Raw genomic sequence first — 18159 nt, 5'->3', positions numbered from 1 at the left:
TGCTGCACGTGCTAAGCGTGCCCTGAAACCCGCGCCTCTTTCTGAAACCCGCGACGCCGGAGCGCCTGCTTGACCGAACTTCTCACCGTCATCCTGCTCGGCATCGTCGAGGGGATCACCGAATTCCTGCCCGTGTCGTCGACCGGGCACCTGATCCTCGCCACGCGGTTGCTCGGCTATGATGCGGGGCGCTGGGAGGTGTTCAACGTCGTCATCCAGCTCGGCGCGATCCTCGCGATCGTCGTGCTGTACTGGCGGACGTTCTGGGCGGTCGGCATGGGGCTGATCCGCCGCGAGCCGAAATCATGGCTGTTCCTGCGCAACCTGGTGGTCGCGTTCATCCCGGCGGCGGTGATCGGCCTCGCGCTGCATAAGTATATCGAGGCGCTGCTCGGGAATGCGGAGGTCGTTGCGATCGCCCTCATCGTCGGCGGCTTCGCGATCCTCGCGGTGGAGCGGTTCGCACCGCGCAGCGACATCAGCGGCGTCGCGGATATCCCTCTGAAGACGGTGATCGGCATCGGTTTCTTGCAGTGTTTGGCGATGATCCCGGGCGTTAGCCGGTCGGGCGCGACGATCCTCGGCGCGCTCGCGCTGGGCGTCGAACGGCGTACCGCGGCGGAGTTCAGCTTCTTTCTCGCTATTCCGACGATGCTGGGGGCAAGCGCGCTCGAACTGCTGAAGAACCGCGATGCGATCGCGAGCGGCGGCGGTGTCGGGCTGGGTGCGATTGCGATCGGCGCCGCGGTGTCGTTCGTCGTCGCCTTGCTGGTGGTGAAGTGGTTCGTCGGGATCGTCACCAAACACGGATTCGTGCCGTTCGCCTTGTATCGCGTCGTCGCGGGGTCGGCTGCGCTGATCTGGCTGTTGAGCAAATAGGTCCGATACGGTAATAATAACCCTTGCTGAGAACGCCTCTCATAAAAATCCGGTGATTGTTCGAATTTATCAGGCAGCACAGCTTACCTATATGCTGTTTTAGTCGTGACAAGCCTCCGATCGCGCAATAACGCGGCTGTCGGAGGCTATCATGGCGAACGATTCGATGCTCAAATTTGTCGGCCGGGAGCAATCCTATCCCGACAAGCGCACCGCCGACGAGCGGGCCGACGATTTCCGCGAGATCGCGCAACGCTATGCGGTTGAGCCCGCCGAGGAACAGGCCGGACGCTGCTCGCAGTGCGGCGTGCCCTATTGCTCGGTCCATTGCCCGCTGCACAACCATATCCCCGACTGGCTCCGGCTGACCGCGGAGGGGCGTCTGCGCGAGGCGTACGAGCTCAGCAACGCGACCTCGACCATGCCCGAGATCTGCGGCCGGATCTGCCCGCAGGACCGGCTGTGCGAAGGCAATTGCGTCATCGAATTCACCGGGCACGGCGCGGTCACGATCGGCTCGGTCGAGAAGTTCATCACCGACACCGCCTGGGAGAATGGCTGGGTCGAACCGCTGGTCCCCGGCAAATCGCGCGGCCAGTCGGTCGGCGTGATCGGTGCGGGACCGGCAGGGCTCACCGCGGCGGAATATCTGCGCGGCCACGGCTACGACGTCCACGTCTATGATCGCTACGACCGGGCGGGCGGGTTGCTCACCTATGGCATCCCAGGCTTCAAGCTCGAAAAGCCGATCGTCATGCGCCGCGTCGAGCGCCTCAAGGCTGCCGGCATCGTCTTCCACGAAGGCTTCGCGGTCGGCGACGATGCGAGCCTCGACGATCTCCGCCAGCGCCACGACGCGATCCTGATCGCGACCGGCGTCTACAAGGCACGTGCGATGGACCTGCCCGGCGGCGGATCGAACGGCGTGGTCCCAGCGCTCGACTTCCTCGTCGCATCGAACCGCAAGGGCTTCGGCGACGCGGTCCCGGCGTTCGACGACGGCAGCCTCAATGCCGAGGGCAAGGACGTCGTCGTGATCGGCGGCGGCGACACCGCGATGGACTGCGTCCGCACCGCGATCCGCCAAGGCGCGAAGTCGGTGAAGTGCCTCTACCGCCGCGACCGCGCCAACATGCCCGGCTCGCAGCGCGAAGTCGCCAATGCCGAGGAGGAGGGCGTCGAGTTCGTCTGGCTGTCGGGCCCGCAGAGCTTCGACGGCGGCGATACCGTGTCGAGCGTCAAGGTCCGGAAAATGCGTCTCGGTGCCCCCGACGCGAGCGGCCGCCGTGCACCCGAACCCGATCCAGCGGGCGACTATTCGGTGAACGCCGATCTCGTGATCAAGGCACTGGGCTTCGACGCCGAGGACCTGCCGACGCTGTTCGCAACGCCGGAACTGGGCGTAAGTCGCTGGGGCACGGTGCTGGTCGACGGCAAGACGCTGATGACCTCGCTCGACGGCGTGTTCGCAGCAGGCGACATTGTTCGCGGCGCAAGCCTCGTCGTCTGGGCGATCCGCGACGGCCGCGACGTCGCCGCGACGATGCACAAATGGCTGAAGACCAAGGCGCAGAGCGCGAAGGTCGCAGCATGAGATGCGGGTTTCTCGGACCGATTCTGCTGGCGGGCGCGATGATGCCGTCGGCGGCGCAGGCGCAGGCGGGGCCAGTCGCCGTCACGGCCCCCGATCCGACCCGCCTCGCGGCGGCGCGCGAGTTGATTAACGTGCTGATGCCGCCCGAATCGCGTGAACGGATGATCGAAAGCATGATCGCCCCGATGCTCGGCAATCTGCAGCAGGGCATGGCGCAGAGCCCGATGTTCAGCAGTGCGATGGCGGACCATCCGGAGATGCAGACGCGGTTTGCCACCTTTCTGGAACGGCAGCAGGTGCGCACGATGACGCTGATGCGCGACGGATTGCCGAGCATGGTCGAGGCGATGGCGCGCGCCTATGCGCGCCGCTTCGATGTCGCCCAATGCCGTGACATCAAGGCGTTCTTCGCGACGCCGAGCGGCCGTGCGTACATGCAGCAATCGCTGACGATCATGGCCGACCCAGACGTCGCCGCCTGGCAGCGGTCGATGATGCAATCCTCGATGGCGCACATGCAGGCCGATGTCGCCGAGTTCGCAAAGCAGGCTGCCACGCCCGAAGAGAAGAAGAAGTGACGATGACCGATTTCATCACCGATCAACGCGCCCGTCTCGCCGAGCACGGCATGTACCGCCCCGAATTCGAGGGCGATGCGTGCGGCGTGGGTCTCGTCGCCGCCACCGACGGCCGCGCGTCGCGGCGTGTCGTGCAGTCCGCGGTCGATGCGCTGAAAGCCGTGTGGCACCGAGGCGCGGTCGATGCGGACGGCAAGACGGGAGATGGCGCAGGGCTGCACATCGACCTGCCGCTGCGCTTCTTCGACGACGCGGTCGCGGCGTCGGGCCACAAGGTCCGCCCGAACCGTCTCGCGGTCGGCATGATCTTTCTCCCGCGTACCGATCTCGGCGCGCAGGAGGATTGCAGGACGATCGTCGAGAGCGCGATCATCGAGGCCGGCTACACCATCTATGGCTGGCGCCAGGTGCCGGTCGACGTGTCGGTGATCGGCCAGAAGGCGCAAGCCACGCGCCCTGAGATCGAGCAGATCATGATCGCCGGGCCATTGCCGGAGGAGCAGGACGCCGCCGAGTTCGAGAAGACGCTGTACCTCGTCCGCCGCCGGATCGAGAAGCGCGTGATCGCGGCGCAGATCCAGGGCTTCTACATCTGCTCGCTGTCGTGCCGCTCGATCATCTACAAGGGGCTGTTCCTCGCCGAATCGCTGTCGGTCTTCTACCCGGATCTCTGCGACCAGCGCTTCGAGAGCCGCGTCGCGATCTTTCATCAGCGCTATTCGACCAACACCTTTCCGCAATGGTGGCTGGCGCAACCGTTCCGCTGCCTCGCGCATAACGGCGAGATCAACACGATCCGCGGCAACAAGAACTGGATGCTCTCCCACGAGATCCGCATGGCGAGCCTCGCGTTCGGCGACAATTCGGAGGACATCAAGCCGGTGATCCCCGCCGGCGCGTCGGACACCGCCGCGCTGGACGCCGTGTTCGAGGCGATCTGTCGCTCGGGCCGCGATGCGCCGACCGCCAAGCTTATGCTGGTCCCTGAAGCCGCCAGCCCGGATATGCCGCCCGAGCATACCGCGATGTACCAGTATCTCGCGTCCGTCATGGAGCCGTGGGACGGCCCGGCCGCGCTGGCGATGACCGATGGCCGCTGGGCGGTCGCGGGCATGGACCGCAACGCGCTGCGTCCACTCCGCTACACGCTGACCTCCGACGGCCTGCTGATCGTCGGCTCCGAGAGCGGCATGGTCGTCGTCCCCGAATCGACGATCGTCGCCAAGGGCCGGCTCGGGCCGGGCGAGATGATCGCGGTCGACCTGGACGAGGGGCGTCTGCTCCAGGATCGCGAAGTGAAGGATCGCATCTCGGGCGAGGCGGATTACGCCGCGATGATCGGCGAATTCCACACGCTTGCCGACCTGCCCTCGGTCGAGGACGCCGTGGTGCGCTACGACCGCGCCGAACTCGCGCGTCGCCAAGTCGCCGCAGGCCAGACGATGGAGGACATGGAGCTAATCCTGTCGCCGATGGTCGAATCCGCGAAGGAAGCGATCGGATCGATGGGCGACGACACGCCGCTCGCGGTCATCTCGGACAAGCCGCGGCTGATCAGCCAGTTCTTCCGCCAGAACTTCTCGCAGGTCACCAACCCGCCGATCGATCCGCTGCGCGAGCGCCACGTGATGTCGCTCAAGACGCGGTTCGGCAATCTCGCCAACATCCTCGACGTCCGCGACCAGCGCGAGCGCGTGCTGGTGCTCGATTCGCCGGTGCTGACGGGCGAGCATTGGTCGCGGTTGAAGGCGCATTTCGGTAACGCGGTCGCCGAGATCGACTGCACCTTCGACGTCGGCGGCGGTCCGGAGAAGCTCCGCGCGGCGATCCAGCGGATCCGCAACGAGGCGGAGCAAGCCGTCCGCCAGGGTAAGAGCGAGATCTTCCTCACCGACGAGGCGATCAGCGAAGACCGCGTCGGCATCGCCGGCGTGCTCGCGGTAGCCGCCGTCCACACGCACCTCGTCCGCCGTGGCCTGCGCTCCTATGCGTCGATCAACGTCCGCTCGGCCGAATGCCTCGACACGCATTATTATGCCGTGCTGATCGGCGTCGGCGCAACCACCGTGAACGCGTACCTCGCCGAAGCCGCGATCGTCGATCGTCAGTCGCGCGGGCTGTTTGGCGATCTCGATCTCGCCGAATGCCTCCGCCGCCACCGCGTCGCGGTCGAGGAGGGGCTGCTCAAGATCATGTCGAAGATGGGCATCGCGGTCATCTCGTCCTACCGCGGCGGCTACAACTTCGAAGCCGTTGGCCTGTCGCGCAGTCTGGTCAACGATTTGTTCCCCGGCATGCCTGCCAAGATCAGCGGCGAGGGCTATGCCTCGCTCCACGTCAACGCGACCGATCGCCACGAAGCGGCGTTCGATCCGGCGGTGGCAACGCTGCCGATCGGCGGCTTCTATCGCCAGCGCCATACCGGCGAGACGCACGCCTATTCCGCGCAGCTGATGCATCTGCTCCAGACCGCGGTCGCGACCGACAGCTATACGAGCTATCTGCAATTCTCGCGCGGCGTGTCCGACCTGCCGCCGGTGTATCTGCGCGATCTGCTCCAGTTCAACTTCCCCGCGGAGGGCGTTCCGGTCGACCAGGTCGAGGCGATCACCGAGATCCGCAAGCGCTTCGTCACGCCGGGCATGTCGCTCGGCGCGCTGAGCCCCGAGGCGCACGAGACGCTGGCGATCGCGATGAACCGGATCGGCGCGAAGGCCGTCTCGGGTGAAGGCGGCGAGGACAAGTCGCGCTTCGTGCCGTACGCGAACGGCGACAACGCCAACTCGTCGATCAAGCAGGTCGCGAGCGGCCGGTTCGGCGTCACGGCGGAATATCTGAACGCGTGCGAGGAGATCGAGGTCAAGGTCGCACAGGGCGCCAAGCCCGGCGAGGGCGGCCAGCTGCCCGGCTTCAAGGTCACCGAGTTCATCGCCAAGCTGCGCCATGCGACGCCTGGCGTGACGCTGATCTCGCCGCCGCCGCATCACGACATCTACTCGATCGAGGATCTCGCCCAGCTCATCTACGACCTGAAGCAGATCAACCCACGCGCCCGCGTCTGCGTAAAGCTGGTCTCGTCGGCGGGCATTGGCACGGTCGCGGCAGGTGTCGCCAAGGCGCATGCCGACGTGATCCTGATCGCCGGCCATGTCGGCGGCACGGGTGCCTCGCCGCAGACGTCGATCAAATATGCCGGCACGCCGTGGGAAATGGGCCTGTCGGAGGTCAACCAAGTACTGACGCTCAACGGCCTGCGCGGTCGCGTGCGGTTGCGCACCGATGGCGGGCTGAAGACTGGGCGCGACATCGTCATCGCCGCGATCCTGGGCGCGGAGGAGTTCGGGATCGGTACGCTGTCGCTGGTCGCGATGGGCTGCATCATGGTCCGCCAGTGCCATTCGAACACCTGCCCGGTCGGCATCTGCACGCAGAACGACGCACTCCGCCAGAAGTTCGTCGGCACGCCCGAGAAGGTGATTAACCTGATGACCTTCATTGCCGAGGAAGTCCGCGATATCCTCGCGCGGTTGGGGGTGAAGAGTCTCGACGACGTTATCGGCCGCACCGAGCTGCTCCGGCAGGTCAGCCGCGGCGCGGAGCATCTCGACGATCTGGATCTCAACCCGATTTTGGCGAAGGTCGATGCGGACGATTCGCAGCGCCGGTTCTCGCTCTCGACCTTCCGCAACGCAGTCCCGGACAGCCTCGACGCGCAGATCATCAAGGATGCCTCCGCAGTGTTCTCGCGCGGCGAGAAGATGCAGCTGACCTATTCGGTGCGCAACACGCACCGCGCGGTGGGGACGCGGCTGTCGAGCGAGATCACGCGGAAGTTCGGCATGTCGACGCTCGCGGACAACCACGTGACGATCCGTCTGCGGGGGTCGGCGGGGCAGTCGCTCGGCGCGTTCCTCTGCAAGGGCATCACCCTCGAAGTCTTCGGCGATTCGAACGATTACGTCGGCAAGGGCCTCTCGGGCGGCACGATCATCGTTCGGCCGGCGGTGAGTTCGCCGCTGGCGAGCCAAGACAACACGATCATCGGTAACACCGTGCTCTACGGCGCGACCTCCGGCCGGCTGTTCGCGGCGGGGCAGGCGGGCGAACGCTTCGCGGTTCGCAACTCGGGCGCGATCGTGGTCGTCGAAGGTTGCGGCGCGAACGGCTGCGAATACATGACCAACGGCATCGCGGTGGTGCTGGGCAAGGTCGGCGCGAACTTCGGCGCGGGCATGACCGGCGGGATGGCGTTCGTCTACGATCCCGACGGCGTGTTCGCGAAGCGCGCCAACCCCGAGAACATCACCTGGGACCGCGTGAAGTCGCTCCACTGGGCTGATGTGCTGCTCGACCTGGTCCGCGATCATGCCGACCATACCGACAGCAAATGGTCGAAGGGCCTGCTGGAAGATTGGGACCGCGTGGCTCCGCATTTCTGGCAGATCGTCCCGAAGGAAATGCTGACGCGCCTGTCGCACCCACTGGACGACAGCGCAGAACTGGTAGCGGCGGAGTAGAGCGAGGCTACACAAGCACCACCCCGGCGAAGGCCGGGGCCCAATTGGGCGACGTCGCTAACGAAGGACGGCGCTTCGTTACAGCGACCTTTCCAATTGGGCCCCGGCCTTCGCCGGGGTGGTTTAGCAAAAGAAGTAAGTTGGTTTCGCGCAGAGACGCAGAGGACGCGGAGGGGGGCTCGCCCGGTACGGGCTGCTTGCACTCCAACGCGCGTTGCAGAAATTCGGGCTTCGCGACAAGCGCAACACCTCGGCGCTCTCTGCGCCTCCGCGCGAACAAAATCTTATCGCCACAAACGCCACGCCACCCAACCCGCGCTAGTGACACAGCCGCCCCCCACCGCCTAAACGGATGGCATGTGGCAGCTTTATCAATTCCCCCTGTGTCCCTTCTCACGAAAGGTGCGCCTGCTGCTGGGCGAGAAGGGGGTCGGCTACGAACTGGTGCGCGAATCGCCCTGGGACCGCCGTGACGAGTTCATGGACATGAACCCCGCCGGCCAGACCCCGGTGATGGTCGACGCGTCGCGCGGCGTGGCGCCGCTGATCGATTCGATGGCGATCTGCGAATTCTTCGAGGAGACCGTCGAGAAGGCGGCGATGATCAACGGCACCGCGACCAACCGCGCCGAGATCCGCCGGCTGGTCACGTGGTTCGACACGCATTTCTACCGCGACGTGACCGGGCCGCTGCTCCACGAGCGCATGGTCAAGCGCCTCGCCCACCGCACCGCGCCCGACGCCAAGGGCCTGCGCGAGGCGATGAAGGCTGCGGTCGGGCATCTCGACTATATGGATTACCTGCTCGATCACCGGAACTGGCTTGGCGGCGCAACGATGAGCCTCGCCGATCTCGCGGCGGCGGCGCAGATCTCGGTCACCGACTATCTTGGCGGGATCGACTGGAAGGGCCACGACCAGACCGCACGCTGGTATCGCGGCTTCAAGAGCCGCCCAAGCTTCCGCCCGCTGCTGTCCGAACGGATGGAGCTGATCTCACCCCCGGCGCACTACGACAATGTTGATTTCTGATCAGATCGGCTATCCCGACTTCGAGAAGGTCGACATCCGCGTCGGCACGATCGTCGAGGCAGAACCCTTTCCCGAGGCACGGAAACCCGCGATCAAGCTGCGGATCGATTTCGGCAACGAGATCGGGGTTAAGCGATCATCCGCGCAGATTACCGAGCATTATACGCCGGAAGCGTTGGTCGGCCGGCAGGTCGCCGCGGTCGTCAACTTCCCGCCGCGCCAGATCGGGCCGATGATGTCCGAAGTCCTGACGCTTGGCTTCCCCGATGCGGACGGTAAGGTGGTGCTGATTTCGCCGACCGGACCAGTCCCGAATGGCGGGCGACTGTTCTAGAAGGCTCTCCACACGCCTGTTGATCTAGCCACATACACAACCCTCCGTTCGCCCTGAGCGAAGTCGAAGGGTTGGTACGCGACGGCGGGGCTTCAACTTCGCTCAGCCCGAACGGGTGGAGAGCGGATGATCCGTCTCCACCCAGCACCACTTATTGCCGCATGTCGTTCTGCGAGATCGGCACGATCTTCACCTCGACGCGACGGTTAGCCGCCCGACCCGCATCGGTATCGTTCGACGCGATCGGCTGCGTCTTGCCATAGCCACGCGTCCCGATCCGCGCCGCCTGCACGCCGTGACCCGAAAGGTAGTCCGCGACCGAGCGCGCACGACGCTCCGACAGCGTCTGGTTGTACGCATCGCTGCCGGTCGAATCGGTGTGGCCGTACACGTCGACATAGGTCTGGTTGTACTGCGACAGCGTATCCGCGACCTGGTCGAGCGTGCGCTGGAACTGCGGCTGCACGTTGGCGCTGTCATACGCGAAGGTGATGCCCGACGGGATGTTGAGCACCAGGTCGTCGCCCTGGCGGATCACCTGCACATCGGTGCCCGCGGTGCGCGCGCGCAGGTCGCGCTCCTGCTTGTCCATGTACGCGCCGATGCCCGCCCCCGCGAGACCACCGATGCCCGCGCCGAGCAGCTTCTCGGTCCGGTCATGCCGACCACCGACCACGTCGCCGAGCAGATAGCCGCCGAGCGCGCCGCCGATGCCGCCCAGGGCTGTCTTCGAGATGGTTTGGCGACCGGTCTCCGGATCGGTGGTGCAGCCGCTGGTGGCGATCAGTGCCGCGAGTGCAGCGCCTGCGAACATCTTGGTTTTCATAGATAATCTCCCTGAGACATGACGAATGACGGCCTAATGCCCGATACGGCCGATAACCCGGTGTCGCGACGATTGTTCCGCCTGCGCACCGAACCGAGCCAGATCATCTTCGGCGCGTAATGTCGAGCATGCGCAAGGACGGTTGTGCGACGGGCCGTTGTCCTGCAAAGAGCGCCTGAGCCAATGGCACCGCTTCCCCCCTTCCCCTGGATCGACGTCGCGATCATCCTCGCGCTCGTCGCGTTGAACGGCGTGTTCGCGATGAGCGAACTCGCGATCGTCTCCGCGCGGAAAGCGCGGCTCGAGGCGATGGCGCGCTCGGGCAAGAAGGGCGCGCGCGCCGCGCTGGTGCTCGCCGCCGACCCGGGCAAGTTCCTGTCGACCGTCCAGATCGGCATCACGCTGATCGGCATCCTCGCCGGCGCATATTCGGGGTCCAGCCTCGGCATGCCGACCGCGGCGCGGTTGCAGACGTGGGGCCTGTCCGCCTCGACCGCCGAGACCGCAGGCTTCGCGATCGTCATCGGCCTGACGACCTACGCGTCGCTGATCATCGGCGAGCTCGTACCGAAACAGTTCGCGTTGCGTGCGCCCGAGGCGATCGCGTCGTTCATGGCGCCCGTCATGCGCTGGCTCGCGATCGGCACCGCGCCGATCGTGCTGGTGCTCGATTCGACCAGCGCGCTGATCTTCCGCGCGCTCCGCCTGAACCGCGAATCGGAAGAGCACGTCACCGCCGAAGAGCTCCACATGATCGTCGCCGAGGCGTCGAAGTCGGGGATCATCGAGGAGCATGAGCGCTCGATCATCTCGGGCGTCGTCCGCCTCGCGGATCGCCCGGTGCGCGAAGTGATGACGCCGCGGACCGAGATCGACTGGCTCGACTGCGACTGGGGTCCCGACGAAATCCGCGAAACGCTGCTCGCATCGCAGCACACCCGCCTGCCGGTCGGCGAAGGCTCGATCGACGCAGTCAAGGGCGTCGTCCAGGCGCGCGACATCGCCGCCGCGCTATTCCGCGGCGAGCCGATCGACCTGCGTGCGCTGATGCGGAAAGCGCCGGTGGTGATCGACCAGATCGACGCGATGGACGCACTGCTGGCGCTCCGCGAGGCCGAGGTGCCGATGGCGCTGATCCACGACGAATACGGCCATTTCGAAGGGATCGTCACGCCGGCCGACCTGCTCGCGGCGATCGCCGGCGAGTTCAAGTCGGACTCGGATCCGGACGACGCGCCTTCTGTGGTGGTCCGCGACGACGGCTCTTTGCTGGTGGCAGGCACGATGGCGGCGGATTCGCTCGCCGATCGCCTCGGCATCGACCTGCCCGAGGACCGCGACTACGCGACGGTCGCCGGGCTGGCACTGTCGGTATTTCGCCATCTGCCGGGCGAGGGCGAGAGCTTCGTCGAGCAGGGCTGGAAGTTCGAGATCGTCGACCTCGACGGCCGCCGCATCGACAAGCTACTGGTGAGCCAGACCTGACCTGTTGGCGCGCCCTAGCGCCGTCGGCGGGCTGCGGCGTCTGCGCGATCGAACCTTGAGCACGGGTATGGCAGAGCTGCCGGCAACCAAGCGAGCGCCAGCGATGGCGTACCGTCTCGCGATCCTCGTCGCCGTGGCGATCGCGACGCGGTTGATCACGCTCGGCAACCCAATCCTGTACACTGACGAGGAATTCTACTTCGCCGCGGGCCGTGCGATGATCGACGGCGCGCTGCCGTTCGTCGACATCTGGGACCGCAAGCCGATCGGCGTGTTCCTGCTCTACGCGGTACCGGGCGCGCTGCCCTTTGCTGCGGGGATCTGGCTGTACCAGGCGATGGCGCTCGCCTGCGCCGCCGCCACCGCGGTGATCGTCGCACGGCTCGCCGATGTCGCGGGCTGGACCCGCGGCGGGACGCTTGCGGGGATCGCCTATCTCGTCTGGATCACGATCGCCGGGGGGCAGGGCGGGCAGACCCCGGTTTTCTACAATCTGGCGATGGCGCTTGCCGTCTTGCTGATCGTCGATCGGGACGGCGCGACGTTCTGGCGCGCGGCGGTCGCGATGCTGCTGGTCGGACTGGCGATCCAGATCAAATACACCGTGGCGCTCGAGGGGATGTATCTCGGGCTCTGGCTGATGCTCGACGATTGGCGGCGTACGCGAGAGACCCCCGTGCCGAAGATTGGGGCACGAAAGATCGGTGCCGTTCTCGGTCGCGGCGCAGTGCTCGCGGGACTGGCGGTGTTGCCGACGATCGTCGCCGTCGCCGTCTATGCGCATCTCGGCGCGCTGGTCGCCTTCACCTTCGCGAACTTCGAATCGATCTTCGCCCGCAAGGCCGATCCGATCGCGGCCGAACTGGCTAATCTCGCCAAAGCCGCCGCGATCCTGCTCCCGCTGCTGGCGATGGCGGCGGCAGGGCTGGCGACGGCAAAATCCCCGGCAGCGCCTGCCGAGCGCATCGCCGGATCGCGCGTTTTCCTGACCGGATGGCTGCTCGCCGCGCTGCTGGCGTTCGCGCTGCTGCCGCCGTGGACCGATCATTACACGTTGCCCGTGATGCTGCCCGCGTCGGTGATCGCGGCGGGGCTGCTCGCCCGCCCGCGCGGGCGCGTCGTCGGGATCGTGCTCATCCTGATCGCCGCGGTGGCGGGGCAGGCGTCCTTGGTGATCGATCGCCAGCGCCGCGGCACGCCCGCCCAGTTCGCCGCGCTCGTCGGCGCGGTCGGGCGCGGGCCCGGCTGCCTTTATGTCTATTCGTCGTCGAGCATGGTGTACCCCGCGACGGGGCGATGCGCGGTCTCGCGCTACGTCTTTCCCAGCCACCTGACGCGCACGCGCGAAACCGGCGCGATCGGCGTGGACCAGGGTGCGGAACTTGCCCGAATTTTCGCGCGCGCACCCGAGATCGTCGTGATGGGGCCGGCTTATGACGGCGAGCGGCCTGATATCCGGGCGGCCGCGGTTGCCCGGCTAGCGCGCGACTATCGATTGGTCGCGCAGGTGCCGCTGGGGCGCAAGCGGGTCGCGGTCTATCGGCGTCGCACGCCGTCGACGCCCGGATACCGCCTACGCTTCGACTGAGGTGCGTGCGCCTGGTGCGGCGGCGCGATCAGAGCTTGCCGAACTTCGCCTCGAACCCGGCCTTGTCGCCCGCAGCGAGCAGGCGCGCCTGTTCGATCCACCGATCACGGCCCATGCGGCCGGTGAAGTTGCCGAGCTGGGCGTCGATCGACTGAGCCTCGCTCTCAGTCAACGCCGCCATCTGGTCGATCGTGGACACGCCGAGTTCGCCGAGCCGCGCCGCGACCTTGGGGCCGAGGCCCTTCAGCTGCGTCACCGGATCGCCGCCATAGGAGTGGGCCGGGTCCGGTGCGCGCGTCTCGACCGGAGCGTCTTCGACCGGCAGCACCGTCGCCGGCACGGGTTCCACAGTCGGGCTCGCGTCCAACGGCGGCGAGGCGGGCGTCGGGTCGGTGGGCGGACGGTCGGGCGTCTTCGGCAGGTCGTCGGCGCGCGCGACCGGCGTCGGCTCGGGGGCGCGACGTGCTGGCGACGCCGGTTCGGGCGGCGCGAGGGGCGGGGCAACGCGATCGGGCGCGACCGGCTGCGTCTGCGCCTGCCTCTGCGATTGCTCGGCGTTGCGCGCTTCGACCGCAGGTTTCGCCGAGACGGGCTCGGGGGGAACGCCCGCCTCTTCGGCGTTGGCGATCACGTCGTGTGCCGCCTTGGTGCGGCTGCGCTTGGCGCGGATGCCCCAGATTAGCCCGATCACCACGAGGATCGCCACCACGGCGATGATCGTGAAGTGGATCGCGGTCAGCGTGGCGATGCCATCGGGCAACAGGCTCAGGCCCGAGGCGGAGGTCGCGGAAGTTTCGTTCATTCCCATACCGTAGCGATGCGAGCGAAGGGCGGCGAGACCTAATTGGCTAGGCGGACTTGTCTGATCCTCCCCCGCCAGGGGGAGGTGTCGCCGAAGGTGACGGAGGGGGAGGATACGGAACCTTGGTTTCGCCTTCCTCCCCCTCCGTTTGGCAATTGCCAGCCACCTCCCCCTGGCGGGGGAGGATCAGGCGCGCATTACCCGCGCGCGATCTCGCGCCAGCCGATGTCGCGGCGGTAGAAGCCTTCCGCGAAATCGATCGCCTCGACCGCGCGGTAGGCGTTGGCTTGCGCCGTCGCGACGTCGTCGCCGGTCGCGGTCACGGCCAGCACGCGCCCGCCCGATGCGACCAGCCCGCCCTCTTCCAGCCGCGTGCCGGCGTGGAACACCGTGCCGCCCGCAGCCCGCGCGGAATCCAGCCCGACGATCGCGCCACCAGCCTTGGGAGTCCCCGGATACCCCTCTGCCGCCATCACCACCGTCAGCGCGGTCTCGTCGCTGAACTGCGCCGCGGGCATGTCGCCGAGCCGTCCTTCCGCCACCGCCAGCATCGTCGCGAGCAGGTCGCCCTGGAAGCGCATCATCAGCACCTGCGTCTCGGGATCGCCGAACCGCGCATTATATTCGATCAGCTTCGGCCCCTGCGGCGTCAGCATCAGTCCCGCGTAGAGTACGCCGGAAAACGGCATGCCCTCTGCCGCCATCATAGCGACGGTCGGTGCGACGATCTCGTCGATCGCGCGCTTCTCCAGCGCGGGCGTCAGGACGAGCGCAGGGCTGTACGCGCCCATCCCGCCGGTGTTCGGGCCGGTATCGCCTTCGCCGACGCGCTTGTGGTCCTGCGCGGAGCCGAACGGCATCAGCGACACGCCGTCGGTCAGCACGAAGAGGCTCGCCTCCTCGCCTTCGAGGAATTCCTCGATCACCGCCTCGGCTTCCCCGTCGGCGAACAGCGCGTCTAGCGCGGCATCGGCTTCGGCCGTGCTGAACGCGATGACGACGCCCTTGCCCGCGGCGAGGCCGTCCGCCTTGATGACGACCGGCAGCGAGAAGGTGCGGGCGAGCGCGATATCCGCCTCTTCGCGGCTCTTCACACGGACATAGCCCGCGGTCGGTATGCCGGCGCTCAGGCACAGATCCTTGGTGAAGCCCTTCGACCCCTCCAACTGCGCCGCCGCCTTCGACGGTCCGAACACCGGAACGTCGGCCGCGCGCAGCGAGTCCGCCAGCCCGTCGACCAACGGCGCCTCGGGCCCGATCACGACCAGCCCGACCTCATGCTCCTGCACGAACGCGACGACCGCGGCGTGATCCGTCGCATCAAGCGGCACGAGCGTCGCAACGCGAGCGATCCCGGGGTTGCCCGGCGCGGCATACAGCGTATCGAGGCCGCGAGATTGCACCAGCTTCCACGCGAGCGCATGTTCGCGCCCTCCCGAGCCTAGCAGCAGGACGTTCATGCCCGATCCCTTTTCCGATGATGTGTCCAGCGACATGGGCCGGCTGGTAGCCGAGCCGGTCGCCGGCGACAACGCACTCGCCATGTCGGTCGGCGAACTCGCGTTCAAGCTGAAGCGGATGGTCGAGGGCGAATTCGGCCATGTCCGCCTGCGCGGCGAGATCTCGGGCTGGAAGCGCGTCGCCTCCGGGCATTGCTACATGTCGCTCAAGGACGACCAGGCTGTGATCGACGGCGTCATCTGGAAGGGCAATGCGTCGAGCCTCGCCTTCGTGCCGCAGGACGGCATTGAGGTCATCGCGACCGGCAAGCTCACCACTTATCCCGGCCGCTCGAAATACCAGATCGTCATCGAGCGGATGGAGCTGGCCGGCGCCGGCGCGCTGATGGCATTGCTGGAGAAGCTGAAGGCGAAGCTCGCGGGCGAGGGGCTGTTCGACGGCACGCGCAAAAAACGGCTGCCGTTCATGCCGAAGGTGATCGGCGTCGTCACCTCGGGCACCGGCGCGGTGATCCGCGACATCCTCCATCGCCTGGAGGATCGCTGCCCGACGCATGTGATCGTCTGGCCGGTCAAGGTGCAGGGCGAGGGTTCGGCCGCCGAGATCGCCGCCGCGGTCCGCGGGTTCGACGCGATCGTCCCCGGCGGTCCGGTGCCGCGACCCGACCTCGTGATCGTCGCGCGCGGCGGTGGCTCGGTCGAGGATCTGTGGTCGTTCAACGAGGAGGTCGTCGTCCGCGCGGTTGCCGCCTGCACGATCCCGATCATCTCCGCCGTGGGGCATGAGACCGATACGACCTTGTGCGATTTCGCCGCCGACCTGCGCGCGCCGACGCCGACCGCCGCCGCCGAGATCGCGGTGCCGGTGCTCGCCGACCTGCGCCTCACGATCGACAGCCACCGCAACCGCACCGAACGCTGCGCCCGCCGCCATGTCGAGCGCGGTCGCGAGCGGCTAGACGCGCTGGCGCGGTTGCTGCCGAAGCGCGACCAGTTGCTCGGGCCGCAACGCCAGCGCGCGGACGACTTCGGCCAGCGTCTCGATCGCGGGCTGGAGCGTAGGCTTACCCTCGCGCGCGGCAGTCTCGATCGTTCGGGTGCCGCACTCCGTCCCGCCACGCTGGAGCGCAAGCTCGAAGCGAAACGCGCGCAGCTCGACGCGACGTGGCGTCTCGTCCAGTCGCTCAACCCCGACGCGATCCTCGACCGTGGCTATGCCCGCGTCACCGCGCGGCCCGGCGGCGAGACGCTGGCGTCCGCCACGTCGGCGCGCGATGCAGGGACGCTCACGCTCCACTTCCGCGACGGCGTGGTGGACGCGGTGACGGACACCGGCCTTGAGCGCCCCGCCGCCAAAACCTATGCTGCCCCCAAGGCAAAGCCCGCGCCCGATCCGGCGCCGCGCCAGCCGACCCTGCTGTAGAGAAGACCTGCCATGCTGATGTCCAACTCCGACCGCGCCGCGCGCCTGCATTATATGGCCAACGGTTTCCGCGTGCTCAGCCCCGGCGACCACGTCGCCTGCGCCGCCACCGGCCACCGCATCGCGCTCGAAGACTTGCGCTATTGGAGCGTCGCGCGCCAGGAAGCCTACGCCACCGCCGCCGCCGCCAGCGAAGCGATGGCCCCGCGATGATCCGCGCGGCGGCGCTTGTTTTGCTGGCAGCAACGACCGCGACCGCGCAGCAAGCGCCGCCCTCGAATACCGCGTCCCAGTCAGCCTTCCGCTGGACCGGCACGCTGAGCCAAGGCGGGTTGATCCTCGGCACCGCCCCCGCCGGTACGCGCACGCTCACGCTGAACGGCAAGCCGATCGCGCTAACCCCCGACGGCCGCTTCCTTGCCGGTTTCGACCGCGACGCGGGGCCGCACGCGATACTGACGGCCACGCTCGCCGACGGCCGCAATGTCACGCAAGGCCTTTCGATCGCGCCCAGAGCCTGGCGGATCGAGCGGCTCGACACACTCCCCAAATTCCCTGCACCGGACCCCGTGTTCGCCAAGCTCCGCCCGCCCGAACTCGCCCAGATCGTCGCCGCTCGTGCCCGCACCACCGACGCCCAGGGCTGGCGGCAGTCCTTCGTCTGGCCAGCGACCGGCCGCATCTCGGGCCTGTTCGGATCGCAGCGCGTCTACAAGGGCGAGCCCGGCAGCTATCATTCGGGCACCGACGTCGCGATCGCGACAGGCACGATCGTCACCGCGCCCGCCGACGGCGTCGTCATCCTCGCCGCCGATCACCCGTTCACGCTGGAGGGCAATCTGCTGATGCTCGACCACGGTATGGGCCTCAACAGCGCGTTCCTGCATCTGTCGCGGATCGACGTGAAGCCCGGCGACCATGTCCGTCAGGGCCAGCCGATCGGCGCCTCCGGCATGACCGGCCGCGCCACCGGCCCGCACCTCCACTGGGCGCTACGCTGGAACGACGCCAAGCTCGATCCTATGCTCGTAACGAGGCCGATGCGCCCTTAGTTCTGGCGTTTGGCCTTCACGCCGGGTTGCCCGCCGACGCTCAAGCGGAAGCTGCCGAGCGCGGCGCGCTTGATGATCACCTTGTCGTTCGCGCGTGGGCGGCGGGCAATGATATTGTCGTCGGTCTGGGTCCAGCGCGCGCCGTCCGCCATGACGAAGCTCCAATGCCCCGCGCCATCGTCCGCAGCGCTCGCCAGCGTCGTTTCGATCTGCGGCAAATCGTCGCTGCCGAACAGGCCGAGGTTCGGAAGGCTGATCCCGAACAGGTTTCGTTTCGTCTCGCGGACCTGTTGCTGGTCGACCACGACGACTGCCTGGCTGCGCTCGGCGACGTCCAGCGCGGCGACCGATGCGTCGAAGCATTTCAGCCGCGCGGCGGATTCTGCAATCGCGCGACACTGCGTCACCGCCACCAGCAGCGGCGCGCGCTCGGTCTTGCGCGGCTTTGCCCCCGCCGTTGCCGGTCCAGCCGACGTGACCAACAGTCCCGTTGCCACCACAATCGCCGCGATCCGCATATCTATTCATTCCCCTTGCCTGCCCCGGAATAGGCCGGCGCGGGGAGGGCGGCAAGGATGCGCCGACGCTC

At 67.3% G+C, this 18159-nt stretch carries 15 protein-coding genes; 11 read left to right on the top strand and 4 right to left on the bottom strand.

What is annotated here, in order from left to right; genetic code table 11:
• Positions 1 to 69: 69 nt before the first annotated feature.
• The 6 genes from C8J43_RS03020 (at position 70) to C8J43_RS02995 (ending at position 8934) form a co-directional block, all read left to right on the top strand.
• On the top strand, positions 70 to 879 hold the full coding sequence (locus C8J43_RS03020) for an undecaprenyl-diphosphate phosphatase (protein WP_056054252.1): 810 nt from the start codon (positions 70 to 72) through the stop codon (positions 877 to 879).
• A gap of 151 nt (positions 880 to 1030) precedes the next feature.
• Positions 1031 to 2473, top strand: a complete 1443-nt coding sequence (locus C8J43_RS03015; protein WP_133029667.1) for an NAD(P)-dependent oxidoreductase — start codon at positions 1031 to 1033, stop codon at positions 2471 to 2473.
• On the top strand, positions 2431 to 3051 hold the full coding sequence (locus C8J43_RS03010) for a DUF2059 domain-containing protein (RefSeq protein WP_133029666.1): 621 nt from the start codon (positions 2431 to 2433) through the stop codon (positions 3049 to 3051). The genes C8J43_RS03015 and C8J43_RS03010 overlap by 43 nt, the downstream gene beginning before the upstream one ends.
• A gap of 2 nt (positions 3052 to 3053) precedes the next feature.
• Entirely contained in the window at positions 3054 to 7568 is a 4515-nt protein-coding gene (gene gltB / locus C8J43_RS03005) for a glutamate synthase large subunit (protein WP_133029665.1), read from the top strand.
• A gap of 357 nt (positions 7569 to 7925) precedes the next feature.
• On the top strand, positions 7926 to 8600 hold the full coding sequence (locus C8J43_RS03000; protein WP_056054264.1) for a glutathione S-transferase family protein: 675 nt from the start codon (positions 7926 to 7928) through the stop codon (positions 8598 to 8600).
• Positions 8587 to 8934, top strand: a complete 348-nt coding sequence (locus C8J43_RS02995) for a tRNA-binding protein (RefSeq protein ID WP_133029664.1) — start codon at positions 8587 to 8589, stop codon at positions 8932 to 8934. Before C8J43_RS03000 ends, C8J43_RS02995 begins: the two co-directional genes overlap by 14 nt.
• A gap of 151 nt (positions 8935 to 9085) precedes the next feature.
• On the opposite strand, the gene C8J43_RS02990 is transcribed toward C8J43_RS02995, so the two are convergent.
• Positions 9086 to 9760 (bottom strand): OmpA family protein, encoded by a 675-nt coding sequence (locus C8J43_RS02990; protein WP_133029663.1) that lies wholly within the window; start codon positions 9758 to 9760, stop codon positions 9086 to 9088.
• A 183-nt stretch (positions 9761 to 9943) separates the two neighbouring features.
• Between C8J43_RS02990 and C8J43_RS02985 the strand changes: the two genes are divergently transcribed.
• Positions 9944 to 11245: a hemolysin family protein gene (locus tag C8J43_RS02985; RefSeq protein ID WP_133029662.1), complete on the top strand. Its 1302-nt coding sequence runs from the start codon at positions 9944 to 9946 to the stop codon at positions 11243 to 11245.
• Between the two features lie 103 nt (positions 11246 to 11348).
• Complete coding sequence (locus tag C8J43_RS02980; RefSeq protein ID WP_133029661.1) at positions 11349 to 12833, top strand: hypothetical protein; 1485 nt, start codon at positions 11349 to 11351, stop codon at positions 12831 to 12833.
• A 28-nt stretch (positions 12834 to 12861) separates the two neighbouring features.
• Here C8J43_RS02980 and C8J43_RS02975 read toward each other — a convergent pair whose 3' ends face one another.
• Both C8J43_RS02975 and purD read right to left on the bottom strand, forming a co-directional pair.
• A complete protein-coding gene (locus C8J43_RS02975) occupies positions 12862 to 13635 on the bottom strand; it encodes a hypothetical protein (RefSeq protein WP_133029660.1) in 774 nt (257 codons plus the stop codon).
• Between the two features lie 197 nt (positions 13636 to 13832).
• Positions 13833 to 15095 carry a phosphoribosylamine--glycine ligase gene (gene purD, locus C8J43_RS02970; RefSeq protein WP_133029659.1) on the bottom strand — a complete coding sequence of 421 codons (1263 nt, stop codon included), beginning with the start codon at positions 15093 to 15095 and terminating at the stop codon, positions 13833 to 13835.
• Here purD and xseA point away from each other — a divergent pair.
• Genes xseA through C8J43_RS02955 form a run of 3 tightly spaced genes read left to right on the top strand, consistent with a single transcriptional unit; the run spans position 15094 to position 17570 of the window.
• Positions 15094 to 16518, top strand: coding sequence for an exodeoxyribonuclease VII large subunit (xseA, locus tag C8J43_RS02965; protein ID WP_133029658.1), 1425 nt, complete (start codon positions 15094 to 15096; stop codon positions 16516 to 16518). The genes purD and xseA overlap by 2 nt on opposite strands.
• A 12-nt stretch (positions 16519 to 16530) precedes the next feature.
• Positions 16531 to 16731, top strand: coding sequence for a DUF2093 domain-containing protein (locus tag C8J43_RS02960; RefSeq protein ID WP_055881745.1), 201 nt, complete (start codon positions 16531 to 16533; stop codon positions 16729 to 16731).
• The gene (locus C8J43_RS02955; protein WP_133029657.1) at positions 16728 to 17570 is read left to right on the top strand and encodes a M23 family metallopeptidase; all 843 of its coding nucleotides are present in this window, start codon (positions 16728 to 16730) and stop codon (positions 17568 to 17570) included. The genes C8J43_RS02960 and C8J43_RS02955 overlap by 4 nt, the downstream gene beginning before the upstream one ends.
• Here C8J43_RS02955 and C8J43_RS02950 read toward each other — a convergent pair.
• Positions 17567 to 18088 carry a hypothetical protein gene (locus tag C8J43_RS02950; RefSeq protein WP_133029656.1) on the bottom strand — a complete coding sequence of 174 codons (522 nt, stop codon included), beginning with the start codon at positions 18086 to 18088 and terminating at the stop codon, positions 17567 to 17569. The two genes, C8J43_RS02955 and C8J43_RS02950, sit on opposite strands and share 4 nt — an antisense overlap.
• Positions 18089 to 18159 lie beyond the last annotated feature (71 nt).

Source organism: Sphingomonas sp. PP-CE-1G-424, assembly GCF_004341085.1.
Taxonomy (GTDB): domain Bacteria; phylum Pseudomonadota; class Alphaproteobacteria; order Sphingomonadales; family Sphingomonadaceae; genus Sphingomonas.
The sequence above is the reverse complement of the archived record's forward strand: the minus strand, read 5'-3'. Positions and strand labels throughout refer to the sequence as shown.